Origin of the sequence: Solirubrobacter deserti, assembly GCF_027587175.1 — a bacterium.
Lineage (GTDB): Bacteria > Actinomycetota > Thermoleophilia > Solirubrobacterales > Solirubrobacteraceae > Solirubrobacter > Solirubrobacter deserti.
Genome location: NZ_JAPCID010000073.1, coordinates 1 through 20,422, shown reverse-complemented (window position 1 = coordinate 20,422; position 20,422 = coordinate 1). Strand labels below are relative to the sequence as shown.

Annotated in this window: 18 protein-coding genes and 1 tRNA gene; 11 read left to right on the top strand and 8 right to left on the bottom strand. The window is 71.6% G+C overall.

Going from position 1 to position 20,422, the window contains the following annotated elements; genetic code table 11:
- The first annotated feature begins 48 nt into the window (after positions 1 to 48).
- Genes aceE through lpdA form a run of 3 tightly spaced genes read left to right on the top strand, consistent with a single transcriptional unit; the run spans position 49 to position 5,827 of the window.
- On the top strand, positions 49 to 2,703 hold the full coding sequence (gene aceE / locus OJ962_RS31505) for a pyruvate dehydrogenase (acetyl-transferring), homodimeric type (protein WP_202953867.1): 2,655 nt from the start codon (positions 49 to 51) through the stop codon (positions 2,701 to 2,703).
- On the top strand, positions 2,691 to 4,052 hold the full coding sequence (aceF, locus tag OJ962_RS31500; protein ID WP_202954296.1) for a dihydrolipoyllysine-residue acetyltransferase: 1,362 nt from the start codon (positions 2,691 to 2,693) through the stop codon (positions 4,050 to 4,052). The genes aceE and aceF overlap by 13 nt, the downstream gene beginning before the upstream one ends.
- Positions 4,052 to 5,827 carry a dihydrolipoyl dehydrogenase gene (lpdA, locus tag OJ962_RS31490; RefSeq protein ID WP_202953868.1) on the top strand — a complete coding sequence of 592 codons (1,776 nt, stop codon included), beginning with the start codon at positions 4,052 to 4,054 and terminating at the stop codon, positions 5,825 to 5,827. Before aceF ends, lpdA begins: the two co-directional genes overlap by 1 nt.
- On the opposite strand, the gene OJ962_RS31485 is transcribed toward lpdA, so the two are convergent.
- Positions 5,824 to 6,342, bottom strand: coding sequence for an MEDS domain-containing protein (locus OJ962_RS31485; RefSeq protein WP_202953869.1), 519 nt, complete (start codon positions 6,340 to 6,342; stop codon positions 5,824 to 5,826). The genes lpdA and OJ962_RS31485 overlap by 4 nt on opposite strands.
- A complete protein-coding gene (locus OJ962_RS31480; RefSeq protein ID WP_270006853.1) occupies positions 6,327 to 7,340 on the bottom strand; it encodes a sensor histidine kinase in 1,014 nt (337 codons plus the stop codon). Before OJ962_RS31480 ends, OJ962_RS31485 begins: the two co-directional genes overlap by 16 nt.
- Before the next feature lie 95 nt (positions 7,341 to 7,435).
- Between OJ962_RS31480 and OJ962_RS31475 the strand changes: the two genes are divergently transcribed.
- Positions 7,436 to 8,011 (top strand): response regulator, encoded by a 576-nt coding sequence (locus OJ962_RS31475; RefSeq protein ID WP_270006852.1) that lies wholly within the window; start codon positions 7,436 to 7,438, stop codon positions 8,009 to 8,011.
- Here the strand turns inward: OJ962_RS31475 and OJ962_RS31470 are convergent.
- Both OJ962_RS31470 and OJ962_RS31465 read right to left on the bottom strand, forming a co-directional pair.
- Positions 7,917 to 8,285 carry an RNA polymerase sigma factor sigma-70 region 4 domain-containing protein gene (locus tag OJ962_RS31470; protein ID WP_202953871.1) on the bottom strand — a complete coding sequence of 123 codons (369 nt, stop codon included), beginning with the start codon at positions 8,283 to 8,285 and terminating at the stop codon, positions 7,917 to 7,919. The two genes, OJ962_RS31475 and OJ962_RS31470, sit on opposite strands and share 95 nt — an antisense overlap.
- A 53-nt stretch (positions 8,286 to 8,338) precedes the next feature.
- Positions 8,339 to 9,010, bottom strand: coding sequence for an SDR family oxidoreductase (locus OJ962_RS31465; RefSeq protein ID WP_202953872.1), 672 nt, complete (start codon positions 9,008 to 9,010; stop codon positions 8,339 to 8,341).
- 23 nt (positions 9,011 to 9,033) lie between these two features.
- Between OJ962_RS31465 and obgE the strand changes: the two genes are divergently transcribed.
- Both obgE and proB read left to right on the top strand, forming a co-directional pair.
- Positions 9,034 to 10,317: a GTPase ObgE gene (gene obgE / locus OJ962_RS31460; protein ID WP_202953873.1), complete on the top strand. Its 1,284-nt coding sequence runs from the start codon at positions 9,034 to 9,036 to the stop codon at positions 10,315 to 10,317.
- Positions 10,318 to 10,337: 20 nt separating this feature from the next.
- Positions 10,338 to 11,414: a glutamate 5-kinase gene (proB, locus tag OJ962_RS31455; RefSeq protein ID WP_270006851.1), complete on the top strand. Its 1,077-nt coding sequence runs from the start codon at positions 10,338 to 10,340 to the stop codon at positions 11,412 to 11,414.
- A gap of 47 nt (positions 11,415 to 11,461) precedes the next feature.
- On the opposite strand, the gene guaD is transcribed toward proB, so the two are convergent.
- Entirely contained in the window at positions 11,462 to 12,775 is a 1,314-nt protein-coding gene (gene guaD, locus OJ962_RS31450; RefSeq protein WP_202953875.1) for a guanine deaminase, read from the bottom strand.
- Between the two features lie 120 nt (positions 12,776 to 12,895).
- Between guaD and OJ962_RS31445 the strand changes: the two genes are divergently transcribed.
- Genes OJ962_RS31445 through rsfS form a run of 3 tightly spaced genes read left to right on the top strand, consistent with a single transcriptional unit; the run spans position 12,896 to position 15,110 of the window.
- Positions 12,896 to 14,152, top strand: coding sequence for a glutamate-5-semialdehyde dehydrogenase (locus OJ962_RS31445; protein WP_202953876.1), 1,257 nt, complete (start codon positions 12,896 to 12,898; stop codon positions 14,150 to 14,152).
- Positions 14,149 to 14,742, top strand: coding sequence for a nicotinate-nucleotide adenylyltransferase (gene nadD / locus OJ962_RS31440; RefSeq protein ID WP_202953877.1), 594 nt, complete (start codon positions 14,149 to 14,151; stop codon positions 14,740 to 14,742). The genes OJ962_RS31445 and nadD overlap by 4 nt, the downstream gene beginning before the upstream one ends.
- Positions 14,739 to 15,110, top strand: a complete 372-nt coding sequence (gene rsfS / locus OJ962_RS31435) for a ribosome silencing factor (protein WP_202953878.1) — start codon at positions 14,739 to 14,741, stop codon at positions 15,108 to 15,110. The genes nadD and rsfS overlap by 4 nt, the downstream gene beginning before the upstream one ends.
- A gap of 15 nt (positions 15,111 to 15,125) precedes the next feature.
- Here the strand turns inward: rsfS and OJ962_RS31430 are convergent, their stop codons facing one another.
- From OJ962_RS31430 to OJ962_RS31420, 3 genes are all read right to left on the bottom strand, one after another.
- Entirely contained in the window at positions 15,126 to 15,854 is a 729-nt protein-coding gene (locus tag OJ962_RS31430; protein WP_202953879.1) for a hypothetical protein, read from the bottom strand.
- A gap of 95 nt (positions 15,855 to 15,949) precedes the next feature.
- Positions 15,950 to 16,702: a DUF559 domain-containing protein gene (locus OJ962_RS31425; protein WP_270006850.1), complete on the bottom strand. Its 753-nt coding sequence runs from the start codon at positions 16,700 to 16,702 to the stop codon at positions 15,950 to 15,952.
- 211 nt (positions 16,703 to 16,913) lie between these two features.
- A tRNA-Ala gene (locus OJ962_RS31420) sits at positions 16,914 to 16,986 on the bottom strand.
- 90 nt (positions 16,987 to 17,076) lie between these two features.
- Here OJ962_RS31420 and leuS point away from each other — a divergent pair.
- Entirely contained in the window at positions 17,077 to 19,527 is a 2,451-nt protein-coding gene (gene leuS / locus OJ962_RS31415; RefSeq protein ID WP_202953881.1) for a leucine--tRNA ligase, read from the top strand.
- A gap of 117 nt (positions 19,528 to 19,644) precedes the next feature.
- Positions 19,645 to 20,271, top strand: a complete 627-nt coding sequence (locus OJ962_RS31410; protein ID WP_202953882.1) for a helix-hairpin-helix domain-containing protein — start codon at positions 19,645 to 19,647, stop codon at positions 20,269 to 20,271.
- Positions 20,272 to 20,422: the final 151 nt, after the last annotated feature.

Genomic DNA, 20,422 nt, shown 5'->3' with positions numbered 1-20,422 from the left:
GGCTCATGAGCCACAATGGCCGCGCACCGAGGAGACCGAGGAGCAGCAATGGCATCGCAGGTCGAGGTAGATCCCCAGGAGACACGCGAGTGGCTTGAGGCGCTCGACGCGGTCGTCGCCAGCGACGGCCCGCAGCGCGCCCAGTTCCTGCTCGAACGCGTCATCGGCCACGCTCAGCTGAGCGGCGCGACCCCCGCGCCCGCGGGCAACACGCCGTACCTGAACACGATCCCGCCGCAGGACGAACCGCCTCATCCCGTCGACGAGGCGCTCGAGCGGCGAGTACGCAGCATCGTCCGCTGGAACGCGATCGCGACGATCCTGAACGCGAACAAGGAGTCGTCCGAGCTGGGCGGCCACATCGCGTCCTACCAGAGCGCGGCCGTCCTCTACGAGACGGGCTTCAACCACTTCTGGCACGCCCCGTCCGACAAGCACGGCGGCGACCTCGTCTTCATGCAGGGCCACTCCAGCCCGGGTGTGTACGCGCGCGCCTTCCTCGAGGGCCGCATTCCCGAGGAGCAGATGCGGAACTTCCGCACCGAGGCCTACAAGACCGGCCTCAGCTCCTACCCGCACCCGTGGCTGATGCCGGACTTCTGGCAGTTCCCGACCGTCTCGATGGGCCTCGGCCCGCTGATGGCGATCTACCAGGCGCGCTTCATGAAGTACCTGCAGGGCCGCGGGCTGGCCGAGACCGCCGGGCGCAAGGTGTGGTGCTTCCTGGGCGACGGCGAGACCGACGAGCCGGAGTCCCTGGGCGCGATCTCGATGGCCGGCCGTGAACGCCTGGACAACCTGATCTTCGTCATCAACTGCAATCTGCAGCGCCTGGACGGCCCCGTCCGTGGCAACGGCAAGATCATCCAGGAGCTGGAGACCAACTTCCGCGGCAACGGCTGGAACGTCATCAAGACGATCTGGGGCAGCCGCTGGGACCCGCTCCTCGCCAAGGACGACGAGGGCCACCTGCTCGCCCGCATGAACGAGGCGCTGGACGGCGACTACCAGACGTACAAGTCGCGCAACGGCGCCTACGTGCGCGAGCACTTCTTCGGCACCAAGCCGGAACTGCGCGAGATGGTCAAGGACATGACCGACGAACAGATCTGGGCGCTCAACCGCGGCGGCCTCGATCAGCGCAAGGTCTACGCGGCCTACAAGGCGGCGACCGAGCACCACGGCCAGCCGACGGTCATCCTCGCGAAGACCATCAAGGGCTACGGCATGGGCACGGCGGGTGAGGGCCAGAACATCACCCACCAGCAGAAGAAGATGAACGAGGAGGCACTGCTCTCCTTCCGCGACCGCTTCGAGCTCGAGCTCACCGACGAGCAGGTGCGCAACATCAGCTTCTACAAGCCGCCGGAGGGCTCGCCGGAGGCGGAGTTCATCCGCGAACGCCGCGAGAAGCTGGGTGGCTCGCTTCCCGCGCGCCGGCGCAAGGCCGAGTCGCTGCCGACGCCGGAGCTGACCGCGTTCCAGAGCCAGCTCGACGGCACCGGGGACCGCGAGGTCTCCACCACGATGAGCTTCGTCCGCATCCTGTCGACGATCCTGCGCGACAAGCAGCTCGGCAAGCGGGTCGTCCCGATCGTGCCGGATGAGTCGCGCACGTTCGGCATGGAGGGCCTGTTCCGTCAGCTGGGCATCTTCAGCCAGCTCGGGCAGCTGTACACGCCCGAGGACCGCGACCAGCTGATGTTCTACCGCGAGGACAAGCACGGCCAGGTGCTCCAGGAGGGCATCAACGAGGCCGGCGCCATGTCGTCCTGGATCGCCGCGGGCACGTCGTACTCCAACCACGGCACGCCGACGATCCCGTTCTACATCTACTACTCGATGTTCGGCTTCCAGCGGGTCGGCGATCTCGCCTGGGCCGCCGGCGACAGCCGCACGCGCGGGTTCCTGCTCGGCGGCACCGCGGGCCGCACGACGCTCAACGGCGAGGGCCTCCAGCACGAGGACGGTCATTCGCACCTGCTGAGCGCGACGATCCCGAACTGCGTCTCCTACGACCCGACCTACGGGTACGAGCTGGCCGTGATCATCCGCGAGGGCCTGCGGCGGATGTTCACCGAGCAGGAGGACGTCTTCTACTACCTCACGCTGATGAACGAGAACTACCCGCACCCGGCCATGCCCGAAGGGGCCGAGGAGGGCATCCTGAAGGGGCTGTACCGGCTGCGCAAGGCGCCCGAGGGCGAGGCGCAGCTGCAGCTGCTGGGCAGCGGGACGATCCTGCGCGAGGTCGAGGCGGCGCAGACGCTGCTCGCCGACGACTTCGGCGTGGCGGCGGACGTGTGGAGCGTCCCGAGCTTCACCGAGCTCGCCCGCGAGGCGCAGGAAGCGGATCGCTGGAACACGTTCCACCCGGGTGACGAGGCCAAGGTCTCCTGGGTCGAGCAGCAGCTGGGCGGCGCGTCCGGCCCGGTGGTGGCGGCGACCGACTACATGCGCGCGTTCGCGGACCAGATCCGCCCGTTCGTCTCCCAGCCCTACCGCGTGCTCGGCACGGACGGCTTCGGCCGCAGCGACTACCGCAAGACGCTGCGCTCGTTCTTCGAAGTGGATCGTCACCACGTCGTGCTGGCGGCGCTGACCGAGCTCGCGAAGGCCGGTCAGATCGACGCCGGCGCACCGAAGACGGCGATCGAGTCTTACGGAATCGACCCCGAGCGCCCCGCGCCCTGGAAGGTGTGAACGTGGCTAGCGAACAGGTCCTGGTCCCGGACATCGGGGACTTCGACGACGTACCGGTGATCGAGGTGCTGGTGTCGGTGGGCGACGAGGTCGCTGCCGAGGACCCGCTCGTCGTCCTGGAGTCCGACAAGGCCACGATGGAGGTGCCGTCGCCGTCGGCCGGCAAGGTCGCCTCGATCGAGGTGTCCGTCGGGGACAAGGTCAAGGAGGGCTCGCCGATCATCTCGCTCGAGGTGAGCGGGGACGCGCCCGAGGCCGAGACGGCGCCCGGCGGCGCCGTCGAGGGGACGTCGATCGCCGCCCAGGAGTCCGAGAAGGCGGGCGAGATCGAGGAGCCGACGCCGATCGACTCCAGTGAGCCGCCCGCGTCGCCCCAGGTGGAGGGCACGCCGTCGGGCGCGCCGGTCTCCCCGCAGCAGAAGGGCGGGCACAGCGACCCGCCGGCCTACGCGTCGCCGGGCGTGCGCCGGCTGGCGCGAGAGCTCGGCATCGACCTCTCGACGGTGACCGGGACCGGCCGCAAGGGCCGGATCACCAAGGAGGACGTCCAGCAGGCCAAGGACGCGCCCGCCGCGGCGCCGGCCGCCGCCGAGGCGCCCGCTTCCGGCGCGGCCGTCGAGGGCCTGAACCTCGCGCCGTGGCCGAAGCCGAACTTCGAGAAGTACGGCGAGGTCGAGCGCCAGCCGCTCACCCGCATCCAGAAGATCAGCGGCCCGAACCTGGCCCGCAACTGGGTGATGATCCCGCACGTCACGCACAACGACGAGGCGGACATCACCGAGCTGGAGGCGTTCCGCAAGCGCACCAACGGTGAGCAGCAGGAGGCGAAGGTGACGATGGTCGCCCTGCTGGCGAAGGCGGTCGTGGCCTCGCTGAAGGCGTTCCCGGTCGTCAACTCCTCGCTGGACGGCGACGACCTCGTCCTCAAGCGCTACTACAACATCGGCTTCGCGGCGGACACGCCGAACGGGCTCGTGGTCCCGGTCATCAAGGACGCTGACTCCAAGGGCATCCTCGAGATCGCGAAGGACCTGACGGAGCTGTCCGGGAAGGCCCGCGCGGGCAAGCTCTCGCCGGGTGAGATGGCCGGCGCGACGTTCACGATCTCGTCGCTGGGCGGGATCGGCGGCACGTCGTTCACGCCGATCGTCAACGCGCCCGAGGTGGCGATCCTGGGCGTGACGCGCTCGGCGATGAAGCCCGTCTGGAACGGGACGGAGTTCGTCCCGCGCCTGATGGTGCCGCTGTCGCTCTCCTACGACCACCGCGTGATCGACGGCGCGCTCGCGGCGCGCTTCGTCGCCCACCTGGTCCAACAGCTGTCCGATCTCCGGAGGGTCCTGCTCTGATGGAAGTCAAGGTCCCGGACATCGGCGATTTCGACGACGTCCCCGTGATCGAGATCCTCGTCGCCGTCGGTGACGAGGTCGCGGAGGAGACGCCGCTGATCGTTCTCGAGTCCGACAAGGCGACGATGGAAGTGCCGTCGCCGGCCGCGGGCAAGGTCACCTCGATCGAGGTGGCGGTGGGCGACAAGGTCGCCGAGGGCACGGTCATCGTGCAGCTGGAGGCGGCCGAGGCGGCCGCGTCGGCGGAGGCCGAGCCGGAGGGCGGCAACGTTGAGGACAAGCCGGAGGCGCCCGCCCAGGGCTACGGCGACTCGCCCGGCCCCGCGACCCAGCCCGTCTCGGCCGGGACGGACGCCCCGACGTCCTCCGGCATCCCCGAGGACGCGGACGTCAAGGTCCAGGTCGCCGTGCTCGGCGCCGGCCCGGGCGGCTACACGGCCGCGTTCCGCGCCGCCGACCTCGGCCTGTCGGTCGCGCTGATCGACAAGGGCGAGACGCTCGGCGGCGTGTGCCTGAACGTCGGCTGCATCCCGTCCAAGGCGCTGCTGCACATCGCCAAGGTGCTCACCGAGGCCGAGGAGATGGCCGAGGCGGGCGTGTCCTTCGGCAAGCCGACGATCGACATCGACCACGTGCGCGCGTGGAAGAACGACGTCGTCGGGCGGCTCACCGGCGGACTCGAAGGCCTGGCCAAGCAGCGCAAGGTGCAGGTCGTGCGCGGGTCCGGCGAGTTCACCTCGCCGAACTCGATCAAGGTCGGCGACACGGTCGTCGGCTTCGAGCACTGCATCATCGCGTCCGGCTCGGAGGCGTCGACGCTGCCGTTCCTCCCGGACGATCCCCGGATCATGGACTCGACCAGCGCGCTCGAGGTCGAGGAGATCCCGGAGCGGCTGCTCGTCATCGGCGGCGGCATCATCGGCCTCGAGATGGCGACGGTCTACGACGCGCTCGGCTCCAAGGTGACCGTGGTGGAGCTGCTCGACCAGCTCATCCCGGGCGCCGACAAGGACCTCGTGCGCGTGCTCGAGAAGCGCATCAAGGGGCGCTACGAGGCCATCCATCTCAAGACCGGCGTCGAGGCGGTCGAGGCGGGGCCGGACGGCCTGAAGGTCAAGTTCGGCGACAGCGAGGAGACCTTCGACCGGATCCTGGTCGCGGTCGGCCGCCGCCCGAACGGCAAGGTGATCGGCGCGGACGCGGCGGGCGTGACCGTCGACGAGCGCGGCTTCATCGCCTCCGACTCGCAGATGCGCACGAACGTGCCGCACATCTTCTCGATCGGGGACGTGCGCGGCGAGCCGATGCTCGCCCACAAGGCCACGCACGAGGGCGTGCTCGCGGCCGAGGTGATCGCCGGGCACGACGTCAGCTGGGACGTGCGCTCGATTCCGTCGGTGGCCTACACGGACCCGGAGGTGGCGTGGACCGGGCTGACCGAGACGCAGGCCAAGGCCGACGGCATCGAGTACGAGATCGGCGCCTTCCCGTGGGCGGCGTCGGGCCGTGCGCTGAGCGTCGGTCGCTCGGACGGGCTGACGAAGCTGGTGGTCGAGCCGGGCACGAACCGCGTGCTGGGCGCCGGCATCGTCGGCGTCAACGCGGGTGAGCTCCTGGCGGAGGCGGTCCTGGCGATCGAGGCGGGCCTCGACGCCGAGGACATCGCGCTCACGATCCACCCGCACCCGACGCTGTCCGAGACGGTCGGCTTCGCGGCGGAGATGGCCGAGGGCACGATCACCGACATCATGCCCAAGCGCAAGAAGAAGGCCTAGCGCAGGAGCTGGTCGTGGGTGGCGGCGATCTGCGCCGCGCGGCGGTCGCGCTCGACGTCACCCACGATGAACATGCACAGCGACACGCACGGCTTGTCGTGGAAGTGCGCGTCCCAGGCGGCGTCGTAGGCGACGGAGCGGTCGAGGATGTCGGCGTCCGGGCCGATCGCGGCGCGCGCCCACCACGCGGCGTCGAAGCCGCGGGCGAGCGCAGCCTCCAGCTCCGGCTCCCACGCGTGCACGTAGTCCTCGACTGTGATGTCGAGCGCGATCTCGCTGAACACCATGCGGCCTTCGGCCTCGAGCGCGGCGACGTCGAGCCCGGCGGCGGTGAGCGCGGCGCGGTCGGCGTCGGCCTGGCCCGCGAACGTGCGGTGGAAGAGCCAACCGTTGCGCTTGGCGCCGAGCGCGTAGAACGACGCGAACGCCGGTGCGACCTCCTCCGGCGACGCGAGCAGCATCGCCAGGTGCGGGCACGCGCCCGGCGCAATCGCCTGCGCTAGAGCGGAATCCACAGGTGTACCTCCGTTCCGGTGCCGGGGGTCGAGGTCACGGTGCAGTCGCCGCCCTGCCCGCGCGCCCGCTCGCGCATGACGGTCAGCCCGAGGTGGCCGTCCTCGATCCCGGCGGCGTGCGCGGGATCGAAGCCGCGGCCGTCGTCGCGGACCGTGAGCTCGAGCCGCTCGTCGTCGGCGGCGTAGGTGACCTGCGCGGACGTGGCGTGCGCGTGCGCGTCGGCGTTGGCGAGCGCCTCGCTCACCACCCTCGCGGCGAGCGTGACCGCCTCGGGGCCCGCGTCGCCGTGGCCGCTCACGCGGACCGGCGTGCGGGCGCGCCGGGCGGCCGCCTCCAGCGCGGCGCGCAGGCTCGCCGGGGTCTCGTGCGAGAGCGTCCGCAGCCGCTCACGCACCAGCCGGTGCGCGGACTCCACGGCCTCGGTGAGCCGCGCGCGGTCCGGCTCGGCCAGTGCGAGCTCCCGCCGCGCCACCGCGAGGTACTGCGCGAGCCCGTCATGGACCTCGGCCGTGAGCTGGCGTCGCTCGCGCTCGATCGCGGCGGCCTGGAGCTCCCGCCGCAGGCGCGCGGTGGTGATGCCGGCGCTGAGCTGGGAGCACAACAGGCTCAGGACCGTGCCGGACAGCGCGTCGAGCGCGATCCGGGCGGGGGCCGAGGCGATCACGACGCCCTCGATCAGCGGCAGGATCAGCCAGTCCGTGGCGGGCGGGTCGAACGGGTTGTCGACGAGCCAGCCCGCGCTCTCGCGCAGGACGATCGGCGCGTTGGTCGCCAGCTGCCACGCCTCCTCGTCGAAGCTCAGCGCCTGTGCCGCGGCGTCGCCGACGAAGCGCCGCAGCACGGGTTGGCCGTCGGCGTCCGGGAGGTAGAGCACGGCGCGGTCCAGGTGCAGCGCCTCGCGCATCTCCTCGAGCGCCGTGCTCGCCAGCACGGGGAGCTCGTCGGGGGCGACCAGCGCGCGCGACACGCGCGAGACGGCCGCCAGTCCGGCGAGCACCGCGGGCTCTAACACGCGGGGCTCCAGGACTGTGCGGCCTTTGTGCACGTCCCTGTACGCAGGTGCATACCGGGCGCGATACTACGCCTGTGCGCGTGAGCATCGCCGACGATCACCGGCTCATGCGGGAGGGAACCGCGGCGCTGCTGGCCGCCGATCCACGCATCGAGGTGGTGGGGCTGGCGGCGGGTGGGCGTGAGGCGGTCGAGCTGGCCGCGCGGGAGCGGCCGGACGTGGCGCTGCTCGACGTCGGGATGCCGGATATCGGCGGCGTGGAGGCGTGCGCGGCGATCCGCGCCCGCACGCCGGACGTGCGCGTGCTGATGCTCACCGTGTCCGAGGAGGCGCTGGACGTGCGCGCCGCGCTGAAGGTCGGCGCGGCCGGCTACCTGCTCAAGGACATGCCGCCGGACGCGCTCGTCGCGGCCGTGCTCTCCGACGAGGCGGTCGTGATGGCGTCCGCGGAGGTGGAGTGGGGCGCGTTGTCCGTGCGCGAGCGCGAGGTGCTCGAGCTGCTCGGACAGGGGCTGCGCAACCGGGAGATCGCGGAGCGCCTCGTCGTGAGCGAGGCGACGGTCAAGACGCACGTGCGCCATGTGCTGGAGAAGCTGCGGCTGCGCAATCGCGCGGAGGCAGCAGCGTTCGCAGCCCGCGGCCGATCCGGGCCGTGACGTCCTGCGGCGTGGTGCCGAGCTGGGTGGCGATGCGGTCGGTCTTCCAGCCGAGGGCGGTGGCGAGCACGAGCGCGTCCCGCTCCGGCGCGTCGATCCCCGCGTAGGCGGGTACGCGGCCCGCGGCCAGGCACGCGCCGCGGGCCGCGAGCGCGTCGGGGCGGCCGTGGGGGTCGGCCACCAGCACCCGGCGCGTGATCTCCGCCGCCGTGTCCTCCTCGGCGCCCGCCGAGGACGCGGCGGCGAACACGGCTTCCACGAGCGCCTCGAGCACGGTGCGGCACGCTACGGACGCGTCCGCCGCGCGCCATCGACCGAAAGGATGATTCAGCTCTCCTGCGCTGTTGGTCGGATCAAGATCTCGTTCACGTCCACATGCGCCGGCTGGGCGAGCGCGAAGAGGACCGCGCGGGCGATGTCGTCGGCGGTCAGCACGTCCTCGAGCTCGTGGCTGAAGCCCGGCGTCTGCACCATGCCGGGGGAGATGAGGGTCGTGCGCACGCCGGTGCCGTTGAAGTCCTGGCGGGCGGCCTCGGCCATGCCGGTGACGGCGAACTTCGTCGCGGAGTAGAGCGAGCCCTTCAGCGCGCGCCGGCCGGCGATGCTGCTCGTGATCACGAGGTGGCCGCGTGTGTCTCTCAGCGCTTGTGCGGTCGCGCGGATCGTCGCGTAGATGCCGAAGACGTTCGTGATCACCATCTGCTTGGCGTCCTCGGGATCGCCGGCCTCGAAGCCGCGCGGGTGGCCGACGCCGGCGTTGGCGAAGACGGCGTCGATGCGGCCGAACTCGTCCAGCGCGCGCTGCGCGAGCGCCTCGACCTGCGCGTACTCGGAGACGTCGCACTGGACCGCGATCCCGCCGATCTCTTGTGCGAGCTGCTCCAGCTTGTCCTGCGAGCGGGCGCCGAGCACGACCCGGTAGCCCGCCTCTGCCGCCTGGCGGGCCGTCGCCGCCCCGATGCCCGTCGAAGCGCCCGCGATCACCATGACCTTGTCCATGGCTCCTATCGTTACCCCGACGAATGCTCGCTGATCGCGCACGCATCGAGGTGGAGGCCGGACGCGGCGGCGATGGATCGATGTCCTTCCGGCGCGAGTCCCGCGTGCCCAAGGGCGGGCCGGACGGCGGCGACGGCGGGCGCGGCGGCGACGTGATCCTGCGCTGCGACGACTCCCTGCGCGATTTGCAGTCCTTCCGGCGCCGCGGGCGCTACAAGGCCGAGCGCGGCGGGCACGGCCAGGGGAAGCTCATGCACGGCGCCGACGGCGACCGGCTGGTGATCCCGGTGCCGCCGGGGACGACCGTGGAGCGCTGGGACGGGCGCACGTTCGATCTCGTGCGCCCGGGTCAGGAGGTGACCCTGGCGCGCGGCGGCCCGGGCGGGCGCGGCAACAAGAACTTCGCCACCGCCACGCGCCAGGCGCCGCGGCTCGCCGAGCGTGGGCTCCCGGGGGAGGAGGGCATCGTCGAGCTGCGGCTCAAGCTGCTCGCCGACGTCGGCCTGGTGGGGCTTCCGAACGCGGGCAAGTCCTCGCTGCTGGCGACGATGACGCGCGCGCAGCCGAAGGTCGCCGCCTACCCGTTCACGACGCTGGTGCCGGTGCTGGGCACGATCGAGGCCGACGACCGCCAGCTGGTGCTCGCCGACATCCCGGGTCTGATCGAGGGCGCGTCGGAGGGCGCGGGCCTGGGGCACGACTTCCTCGCGCACGTGGAGCGCACGCGGCTGCTCGTGCACGTGCTGGATCTCGCGCCGCTGGACGGGTCGGACCCGGTGTCCAACTTCGAGGTCATCGAGCGCGAGCTCGCGGAGCACGACCCGCGGCTGGCGTCGCTGCCGCGGCTGCTGGCACTGTCGAAGGCGGATCTGGTGACGCCGGAGGTGGCTGAGGCGGCCGCTGCGGAGTGGCGCGAGCGCGTGGCGTTCCCGGTGATCGTCACGTCCAGCGCGACGTCGCTGGGGCTGGCCGAGCTGCGCGGCGAGCTGCTCGAGCGGGTGCCGGTCGCGCCGCCCGAGGAAGCGGGCGCGGGCGAGGACGACGTCGCCGAGTTCGCGGTCTTCCGTCCCGTGCAGGGGCGTCCGTCGTTCGACATCACGCGCGGGCCGGCGGGCGAGTGGATCGTCACCGGCGAAGCCGTCGAGCGCCTGTTCATGCGCTGGGACATGGACAACGAGGAAGCCGCAGCGTTGGTCGAGCAGCGGCTGCGGCGGATGGGCGTCATCTCCGCGCTCGAGAAGGCCGGGTTCGAGCCTGGCGACGACGTCGAGATCGGCGGCACCCTGTTCGAGCTCGACCCCTCCTGAGTCCTTTGCCGGTCGCTGTCGTGAAATTGGGGTCGTCGATCGTCGCCGAGGACAGCGGTGCGCTGCGGCTGTCGGTTGTCGCGCGCATCTGCGAGGAGGTCGCGGCGCTGCACGCGTCGGGCGTGGATGTCGTGGTGGTCACTTCGGGCGCGATCGCGCGCGGCATCCACATGCTCGGGCTGGCCGGACGGCCGAAGGCGGTCGAGGAGCTGCAGGCGGCGTCCGCGGTCGGCCAGGGGCGGCTGTACCGCACCTACGACGAGTACCTGCGCGAGCGCGGCATCCAGTCGGCGCAGGTGCTGCTCACGTTCTTCGACATGAGCGCCCGGACCCACTACCTGAACGCGCGCCGGACGCTGCGCAAGCTGGTCGAGTGGCGGATCGTGCCGGTCATCAACGAGAACGACACCACGACGACGGACGAGATCTCCTTCGGCGACAACGACTTCCTGGCGGCGCAGGTCGCGGTGCTGGTGGACGCGTCGCTGCTGTTGCTGCTGACCTCGACCGCGGGCTTGTTCACGGCCGATCCGCGCGCTGATCCGTCCGCCCGGCTGGTGGCTTCGGTGGAAGATCCCGCCGAGCTGGCGGCGCTGAACATCTCCACCGCGACCTCGGCCCTGGGGTCGGGCGGGATGCGCTCGAAGGTCGCCGCCGCCGAGATGGCGACCGCGGCCGGCATCCCGACCGTGATCGGGAGCGGGTTCGAGCCGGGCGTGCTCGCGCGCGCGTGGGCGGGCGAGCCCGCGGGGACGCACTTCGCGCCGCACCCGGTCCGCCAGCCCTCCTTCAAGCTGTGGCTGCGCTACGCCAAGCCGTCGCAGGGGTCGGTGGTCGTGGATGCGGGCGCGGCGCGGGCGCTGCGCGACGGCGGGACCTCGCTGCTGCCGGTCGGGATCGTCGACGTCGAGGGCGCGTTCGAGGCGGGCGACGCGATCGAGGTGGTCGCGGACGGCGGCGCCGTGGGCAAGGGCATCTCCAACTACTCGGCCGCGGAGCTGCGGCGGGTGATGGGCTTGAAGTCAGGCCAGGTGCGCGAGGTGCTGCCGCGCGCGACCGAAGAAGCGGTGCACCGGGACTACTTCGTCCTGGTATAGGTCGCATCGCCCAGAGGGCGATGCTTCGGCGAGTTCGCCGCGGGCGCTCACGCCTCGCGAACTCGCGACCAGACGACCTCGCCCGCCACGCGGGTCTCCGCGATGGCCTCCTCGCGCGCGAGGGTGAAGATCGCGCCGAGGGCGGCGTCCCAGTCCGGCGCTTCCTCCAGGACCGCCTCGAGTGTGCCGTCGAGCGGCGGTTTGATCAGGACGAGGTCCGCCTGCTTGCCGGGCGTGAGGTCGCCGGCCATGTCGCCGAGGTTGAGCGCCTTGGCGCCCGCGGCGGTCGCCAGGTACAGCAGGTGCGCGGGGCCGAGCATGTGGCCCTGGTCGCGCACCATCTGCACGTGGTAGGCGACCAGGCCCTCCTTGAGCATCGACAGGCCCGTGCCGGCGCCGACGTCCGTGCCCATCCCGAAGCGCACGCCGTGCTCGACGTGCCGCGCCATGGGGAAGATGCCGCTGGAGAGGAACGCGTTGCTGGACGGGCAGTGCGCGACCGCGGTGTGGGCGTGGGCCAGGCGAGCGAGCTCGTCGTCGGAGACGTGCACGTTGTGGGCGAGGACGCTGCGGGCCGTCAGGAGGCCCGCGTCCTCGTAGGTGGCGACGTAGTCGCGCGCGTCGGGAAACAGCTCCTTGACAAACGCGATCTCGCCGACGGACTCGTTCACGTGGCTGGTGAACAGGGCGCCGGCGGTCTCGTCGAGCAGCGCCTTGGAGGCGGCCAGCATCGGCTCGCTCGCTGACACGCTGAACCGCGGCGTGACCGCGTAGCGCAGCCGGCCGTGACCGTGCCAGCGGTCGATCAGGACGCGGCTGTGCTCGTACGCCTCGTCCGGCGTGACCTCGAGCTCGGGCCGCAGGTTGCGGTCGGACACCACCAGGCCGGACGCGATCCGCAGCCCGGAGGCGTCCGCCGCCTCGAACAGCGCGTGCTGCGCGTGCGGGAAGTGGCTGCCGAACACGAGCGCCGAAGTCGTCCCGTTGCGCGCCAGCAACCGCGTGAACCGGCGCGCCGCCTTGGTCGCATGATCGAGGTCGGCCATCTTGGCCTCCTCGGGCAAGGTGCGCTGCGCCAGCCAGTCCAGCAGCTCGAGCCCCATCGCCCCGATCACCGGGATCTGCGGGAAGTGCACGTGCGTGTCGATGAGGCCGGGGAGCAGCACGCAGTCCCGCCGGTCGAGCGTCTCCGCCGCGGGATGTGCCTCCGCCACCGCGGCGTGCGGGCCGGTCGCCAGGATCGTCCCCGCTTGGTCGAACGCCACCGCCCCGTCGTCGAACGTCTCGAGCGCGTCGCTCGTGGCGAAGGGATCACGCGGCGTGTGCGCGACTCGGGCGCGGATGATCGTCGTGCCAGGCACGGTTGCAGCCTACGGGCGCCTCCGGCTGACGCGTCGACCGCGCCGCGGCGCCACGCCACGCGCCGTCCGCGTCGCCGCCGCGCTCTCGCCCCGCGCGTGTGCGGCCCCTAGACTGCGCGCATGGCCGCGACGCTCCCCTCGACCTCTGTTCTTGACCTTGCCCTGGCCGCGAAGGCCGCGGCGCGGAAGCTCGCGACCGTGCCGTCGGCGACCAAGGACGCGGCGCTGCACGCGATCGCCGACGCGCTCGAGGCGCGCATCCCCGAGATCCTCGAGGCCAACGCGCGCGATCTCGAGGCCGGGCGCGAGAACGGGCTGTCCGACGCGCTGATGGACCGGCTGGCGTTGACCGACGCGCGGGTGCGCTCGATCGCCGCCGGCGCGCGGGCGATCGCGGCGCTACCCGACCCGGTCGGCGAGGTCGTGGACGGCGGGCGCCTGGCGAACGGGCTCGAGGTGCGCAAGGTTCGAGTCCCGCTCGGCGTGGTGGCGGTCGTGTACGAGGCGCGCCCGAACGTGACGATCGACGCGGCCGCGCTCGCGCTGAAGTCGGGCAACGCCGTGCTGCTGCGCGGCTCGTCCTCCGCGGCGCATTCGAACGCGGTGCTGGCGCGGATCGCGGCCGAAGCGGCGTCCGAGCTCCCGGCCGGCTCGATCGGGCTCGTCGGCGGCGACCGCGAGGCGCTGACCGAGCTCGCCCAGCTGGAGGGCATCGTCGACCTGATCATCCCGCGCGGCGGCGAGGGCCTCAAGAAGGCGATCAGCGCGGTGGCGAAGGTCCCGGTCATCTACGCCGCGGCCGGCAACTGCCACGTCTACGTCGACGCGTCGGCCGATCTCGCGGCCGCCGAGCGGATCATCGTCAACGCCAAGGTCCAGCGCCCCGGCACGTGCAACTCGGCCGAGACGCTGCTCGTGCACTCGGACGTGGCCGACCGGTTCCTGCCTGGCGCGATCGCCGCGCTGCGGGCCGAGGGCGTCGAGCTGCGCGGGGACGAGCGCGTGCGCACGGTCGATCCGTCCGTGAACGCGGCCGTGGAGTCGGACTGGGGCGAGGAGTTCCTCGCGCTGATCCTGGCGGTGAAGGTCGTGGACTCCGTCGAGGAGGCGATCGACCACGTCAACGAGTACGGCTCTGGCCATTCCGAGGCGATCGTCACCAACGATCGCTCGGCGGCGCGGGCGTTCCAGCTCGGGATCGACAGCGCCTGCATCTACGTGAACGCCAGCACGCGGTTCACGGACGGCGGCGAGTTCGGGATGGGCGCCGAGATCGGCAACTCGACCCAGAAGCTGCACGCGCGCGGGCCGATCGGGCTGCGGGAGCTGTGCTCGACGCGCTACCTCGTCGAAGGCGACGGGCAAGTTCGCGCTTGAGGCTCGGGCTGCTCGGCGGGACGTTCAACCCGCCGCACATCGGCCACCTGGTGTGCGCCGCGGAGGCGATCGATCAGCTCGAGCTCGACGAGGTCGCGTTCGTGCCCGTCAACCAGCCGCCACACAAGGAGATCGACTCCGACCCGGGAGTGGAGGCGCGCGTCGAGCTCACGCGTCGCGCCACAGCGGGCGACTCGCGCTTCTGGGTGTCACGGGTGGACGCCGACGTCGCCGGTCGGTCCTACACGGTCGATACGCTGCAACGGCTGCATGAGTCCAGTCCGGCGGACGACCTGACGTTCATCATGGGAGGCGACATGGCCTACTCGCTGCCCACGTGGCACGAGCCTGAGGCCGTCCTGTCCCTGGCCACCCTGGGTGTGGCCGAGCGTTCGGGCATCCGCCGCGGCGACATCGTGGAGCACCTCGCCGGCCTCGCCGGCGTCGACCAGATCCGCTTCTTCGACATGCCTCGTCTCGACATCTCCTCCTCGGCCATCCGCCAACGCGTCGCGGCCGGCCGTCCGATCCGTTACCTCGTCCCCGACTCCGTGGCCGAGTTCATCGCCGCCGAAGGGTTGTACGCATGACCGCACCCCGCGCGTCCGCGCCGATCGAGCCGTCCGAGCTCGCCGGGCTCGTCTCGGGCTACGCCTCGGACGTCAAGGCTCAGGACATCGTCGAGCTCGACCTGCGCGGCGTGCTCGGCTACACGGACTACTTCGTGATCGCCACCGGCGGCTCCGACCGCCAGGTCAAGGCCATCCACGACCGCATCCACGAGAACATGAAGAAGGACCACGGCCTGCTCCCGCGGCGGGTCGAGGGCCTGAGCGAGTCCCGCTGGATCCTCATGGACTACCTGGACGTGATCGTCCACGTCTTCACCGCCGAGGCGCGCGAGTACTACCGCCTCGAGCAGCTCTGGGGCGAAGCACCCAAGCGCGTCGTCGAGTAGCGCGGCCGGACCGGCTCAGTTGCCGAGCCGGTGGTACGCGCCGTCCATGAACGGGCCGACCTGCGAGGCCGCGCACGTCTTCCCGCGCAGGGCGTTGAGCGCGCCGGCCGTCGCCGTGCCGTCCGCGCGCCGGAACGTCGGCGGGCGGTAGACCGCCTCGACGCGCGCGGCGGGACACGTCCCGTAGACGTTCCAGTCCTCGGTGAAGTTGCTCACCGTCGTGTCGACCGTCCCGGCGCCGGCCGCAGGCATCCGCAGTGACCCGAGCTCGTAGCGGGCACCGCCCTTGATCTCCGCGTACGCCTGCCACGTCGATCCGGTCGTGCTGGTCGGGGTGAGGCTGCGGACGACGACGCGCAGCGTCTTCCCGCCGATCGCGCTCGGGAACGGGACGACGCAGTACGCGGTCGGATCGCTGCCGCCCTCGCCGCCCAGACCCGTGGAGCAACGGCCGGCCGCCGGAGTGGCGGCGACCGTGGGCGCAGCGCCCTCTCCCTCCGAGACCCGCAGCTCGAAGTCGAGCGTCCGCTGCCCGTCGGGCCCGATTCCCAGATCGACGTACCACCGGTACGGGGACCGCTGACCGTTGACGCGCAGGCTGTTGGCCACCCGCCAGCGGAACCCGCTCCCCGCGCGCGGGAACGCGATGTCCTGCCCGATCGACGTGTACGTGCCCGCGGACGCGGTGAACTCCGTCGCGACCCGCTCCGCCTGTGCCGGGGCGGCCGCGATGCCGCCGATCACACACGCCAATCCCACGGTCTTCGCGAGACCACCAGGTCGTCTGAGCGTTGCAGCAATCCGGAGCATGAGCGACCAAGTACCCGACTTCCGGACCCTCACGCCTCGCTCCGCCTGAAGGCGTCCGCGAGGGCGGCGATCGCCGCTTCCGGCGTCCGGCACCGCACGACCCGATAGCCCATCCCGGCCAGGTGCGCGTCGCGCCGGGCGTCCTCGGCACGGGACGGCGGCCGCAGGTGGCCCGGCCCGTCGAGCTCGATCACCAGGTCGAGGTCGGGCCAGTGAAAGTCCACCTCGACGCCGAGGAACTTGCGGTTGGTGTCCGGTCGCGGGAGCCCGGCCGCGGCCACCGCGCGCCGGAACGCGAGCTCGCCGCGGCTGCGGACACCGGCGCTTCCGGCGAGCCAGTCGTCGATGGCGCACTCGAGCACGTCGAGGTGGCGGTGCCCGGTCGCCCGCGCCATCGCCCGCCGGATCGCGCCGAGATCGAGGATGCCGCGGAACGGCCTCGTGGATGTAGCGCGTGAGCTCCTCGGGGATGAGCCGTCGCTGAGGTCGACGAACACCCGCGGCACGTTGGTCACCGGGATGCCGTCGACCGTCGTGACGTCACGCGAGTCCAGACGCCGCGCGGTGTGGAGCTTGATGCCGGTGATGGCGCGATGTGGGCGCGGCACGAGCACCTCCGGCACGTTGGGCGCCCAGCGGTCGAGCGCGAGGAGCGCAACGGCAGACCGTCGGCACAGCGCTGCGCCTTCGCCGGCAGCGAACACGGCCGCGAGCCAGCGCGCCTCGCGTGAGAGCGCGGTGTGGCCGACCGCGTAGACGTCGCGGTACAGCCGATGGAGCACGCGGCTGCGCGAGATCGCGCTGTTCGACCACCCGAGCGCTCGCAATTGCGCCCCGCGAACGATCCCGTGCTGAGCATTCGCCACGCTGGACAGGGGTGCCCAACGTGAGTTGCGCTCAGCGGGACCAGCGTTGGGCACCCCGAGGCCCGTCACGCCAATCGCGCCCGGGAAACACGAAGGGCCGCCCGGATCGGACGGCCCTTCGTTTCAGTGGAGCTAGCCGGGATCGAACCGGCGACCTCATGACTGCCAGTCATGCGCTCTCCCAGCTGAGCTATAGCCCCATGCAGCTGGTTGCCGGACAACACTTTAGCGAGCGAATCCGCGGCGCGCCACGGAGAACGGGTGCGTCCGGGCGCTAACCTCCGCGCCTCATGGCCGAGCACCGTTACGAGCCGCACGAGATCGAGCGCAAGTGGCAGCAGATCTGGGAGCGGGAGCGCACTTGGGAAGTTCCGAACGACGCCGATGGGGCGCCGCGCTCGTACGTGCTCGAAATGCTGCCGTACCCGTCGGGCGAGCCCCACATGGGGCACCTGAAGAACTACAGCGTCGGTGACGCGGTCGCCCACTTCCGGCGTCGCAACGGCATGCGGGTCCTGCACCCGATGGGCTACGACGCGTTCGGGCTGCCGGCGGAGAACAACGCGATCAAGACCGGCAAGCACCCGCGCGAGGCGACGGAGGAGTCGATCGCCTCCTTCCAGCGCCAGTTCCGGTCCTGGGGCATCTCGATCGACTGGTCGCGCGAGTTCGGCACGCACGAGCCGCGCTACTACCGCTGGACCCAGTGGATCTTCCTGAAGCTGTTCGAGCGCGGGCTGGCCTATCGCAAGGAGGCCGCGGTCAACTGGTGCCCGAAGGACGCGACCGTGCTCGCCAACGAGCAGGTCATCGACGGGCATTGCGAGCGCTGCGGCACGGCCGTCGAGCTGCGCCAGCTCGAGCAGTGGTTCTTCCGCATCACCGACTACGCCGACCGCCTGCTGGACGATCTGGAGACGATCGACTGGCCGGGCCACGTGGTCACGATGCAGCGCAACTGGATCGGCCGCTCCGAGGGCGCTGAGGTGACGTTCACCGAGCCTGACTCCGGCCGCGAGTACCCCGTCTTCACCACCCGCCCGGACACGCTGTTCGGCGCGACGTTCTTCGTCATGGCGCCCGAGCACCCGGACGTGCTGCGCCTGGCCGCCGGCACCGAGCACGAGCAGGCGGTGCGCGACTACGTCAACACGGTGCTGACGGAGTCCAAGGAGGAGCGCGCGGACACCGAGCGCAAGAAGACCGGCGTGGCGCTCGGCCGCAGCGTCATCAACCCGGTCAACGGTGAGCGCATCCCGATGTACGTCGCCGACTACGTGCTGATGGAGTACGGCACGGGCGCGATCATGGCCGTCCCGGGCCACGACGAGCGCGACTTCGACTTCGCGACCGAGTTCGACCTGCCGATCCGCCGCGTCGTCGAGGGAGGCGCGGAGCTGCCGTACCCCGGCAACGGCACGCTGGTCAACTCCGCGCCCGAGTTCGACGGGATGCACAACCGCGAGGCGCTGGAGAAGATCGTCGACTGGCTCGACCGCGAGGGCAAGGGCCACCGCTCGATCAACTACCGCCTGCGCGACTGGCTGCTGTCCCGCCAGCGCTACTGGGGCTGCCCGATCCCGATCGTCTATTGCGACGAGCACGGCATGGTGCCCGTGCCCGACGACCAGCTGCCGGTCGAACTGCCCGACATCCAGGACTACGCGCCGCAGGGCAAGTCCCCGCTGGCCGCGGCCGAGGACTGGGTCAACACGACCTGCCCGGTGTGCGGCGGGCCCGCGCGCCGCGAGACCGACACGATGGACACGTTCGTCGATTCGTCCTGGTACTACCTGCGCTACTGCGACGCCAACAACGACGACGCGGCGTGGGACAAGAAGGTCCTCGACAGCTGGATGCCGGTCGACCAGTACGTCGGCGGTGTCGAGCACGCGATCCTGCACCTGATGTACGCGCGCTTCTTCGTGAAGGCGCTGGCCGACCTCGGCCTGATGGAGGCGCAAGAGCCCTTCAAGGCGCTCTTCACGCAGGGGATGATCACGCGCGACGGCGCGAAGATGTCCAAGTCCAAGGGCAACATGATCAGCCCGGCGCCGTACGTCGAGCGCTACGGGGCCGACACCGCGCGCTCGTACATCCTCTTCATCGGCCCGCCCGACCAGGACGCCGACTGGAACGACGAGGGCGTCGAGGGCGTGCACCGCTTCCTCGCGCGCCTGTGGCGCCTGGGGGAGGACGTGGCCGAGCAGACGGGCCAGCAGGCGCTGCTGGGCCCGCTGGAGGCGCCCGAGGGCGACGACCTGGCGCTGATGCGCAAGGCGCACTGGGCGATCGACAAGGTCACCAACGACATGGCCGGCCGCTTCGCGTTCAACACCGCGATCGCGGCCGTGATGGAGCTCATCAACGAGGCCTACCGCCGGCGCGAGAGCGTCAGCTCGGGCACGCTGCACTTCGCGACCGCCACGGCGGCCTCGCTGATCTTCCCGTTCGCGCCGCACACGGCCGCGGAGGTGTACGAGCTGCTCACGGGCGACCGCGTGTGGGAGACGCCGTGGCCGGACGCCGACCTGTCGCTGCTCGAGCAGGACGTCGTCGAGGTCGTCGTGCAGGTCAACGGCAAGCTGCGCGACCGCGTGGAGGCCCCGACGAACGCGACCCGCGAGGAGCTGGAGGCACTCGCGCGCGAGCGACCGAACGTCGTGGCTCATATCGATGGCAAGCAGCTCGTGAAGGTCATCGTGGTCCCCTCGAAGCTCGTGAACTTCGTGGTGCGCTGAAGTCTGCGGCCGCGCGGCGCCGTCTTGGGGTGCCGCGCGTCTTAATTGGCAAAGTCGCGCGTGTTTTGGTGCAAAGCACGTGCTGATCCGTGACGACCTGCCACCTAAGTTGCCGGCATGCCCGCCCAAGACCCCCGCCGGCTGGCCGCCTGGGTCGCCGCCGGCCTGATCCTGGCGCTCCTCGCCGCCTGGTACCTGGCCCGCTCGCGCCCCACCGCGGACGCCGCTGCCGAGCCTGCCGTCGCCACCATCGCCGCCGCCGGCCAAGCCACGCCGAGCGGCGGCCGCGCCGCCGCGGGAACGCCGGTGGTCGTCGACGTCTCCGGCGCCGTGCGCAAGCCCGGCGTCTACCGCCTCACGAGCGAGGACCGCGTCGAGGACGCCCTCGAGCGCGCGGGCGGCCCGACCCGGCGCGCCGACCTCTCGACCGTCAACCGCGCCGCCAAGCTCGAGGACGGCCGCCAGATCCTCGTCCCGGCCCGCGGCCAGACCGCCGCCGCCGCGCCCGCGGGCACATCCGGCTCAGCCACAGGCGCCGCGGCCCCGGCGTCCGGTCCGGTGAACCTGAACACCGCGACGCTCGAGCAGCTCGAGACCCTCGACGGCGTCGGCCCCGCCACGGCTCAGAAGATTCTCGACTACCGCGAGCAGAACGGCGGCTTCAAATCCGTCGACGAGCTCGACCAGGTCTCCGGCATCGGCGAGAAGCGCCTCGCCGCCCTCCGCGACCACGTCGGCGTCTGAGGCCCGGTGCGCCGCGAGGACGACAGTGGGGCGCCGCGCGGCGCGGCTGGCTGGCCGGCGGCCGCGCGCGACAGCGCAGCGTCGACCGGCGCGGGGTCGCGCGGCGATGGCGGTCGGTCCGCCGCGGCGTGGGCCGGCGCGGGTTCGCGTC

What these genes read in the sequence shown, in the direction of transcription:
- OJ962_RS31465 (WP_202953872.1), bottom strand. Translation starts at nt 9,010, where the DNA reads ATGGACAAGGTCATGGTGATCGCGGGCGCTTCGACGGGCATCGGGGCG.
- rsfS (WP_202953878.1), top strand. Translation starts at nt 14,739, where the DNA reads ATGACCGCACCCCGCGCGTCCGCGCCGATCGAGCCGTCCGAGCTCGCC.
- obgE (WP_202953873.1), top strand. Translation starts at nt 9,034, where the DNA reads ATGCTCGCTGATCGCGCACGCATCGAGGTGGAGGCCGGACGCGGCGGC.
- OJ962_RS31410 (WP_202953882.1), top strand. Translation starts at nt 19,645, where the DNA reads ATGCCCGCCCAAGACCCCCGCCGGCTGGCCGCCTGGGTCGCCGCCGGC.
- OJ962_RS31445 (WP_202953876.1), top strand. Translation starts at nt 12,896, where the DNA reads ATGGCCGCGACGCTCCCCTCGACCTCTGTTCTTGACCTTGCCCTGGCC.
- aceE (WP_202953867.1), top strand. Translation starts at nt 49, where the DNA reads ATGGCATCGCAGGTCGAGGTAGATCCCCAGGAGACACGCGAGTGGCTT.
- lpdA (WP_202953868.1), top strand. Translation starts at nt 4,052, where the DNA reads ATGGAAGTCAAGGTCCCGGACATCGGCGATTTCGACGACGTCCCCGTG.
- leuS (WP_202953881.1), top strand. Translation starts at nt 17,077, where the DNA reads ATGGCCGAGCACCGTTACGAGCCGCACGAGATCGAGCGCAAGTGGCAG.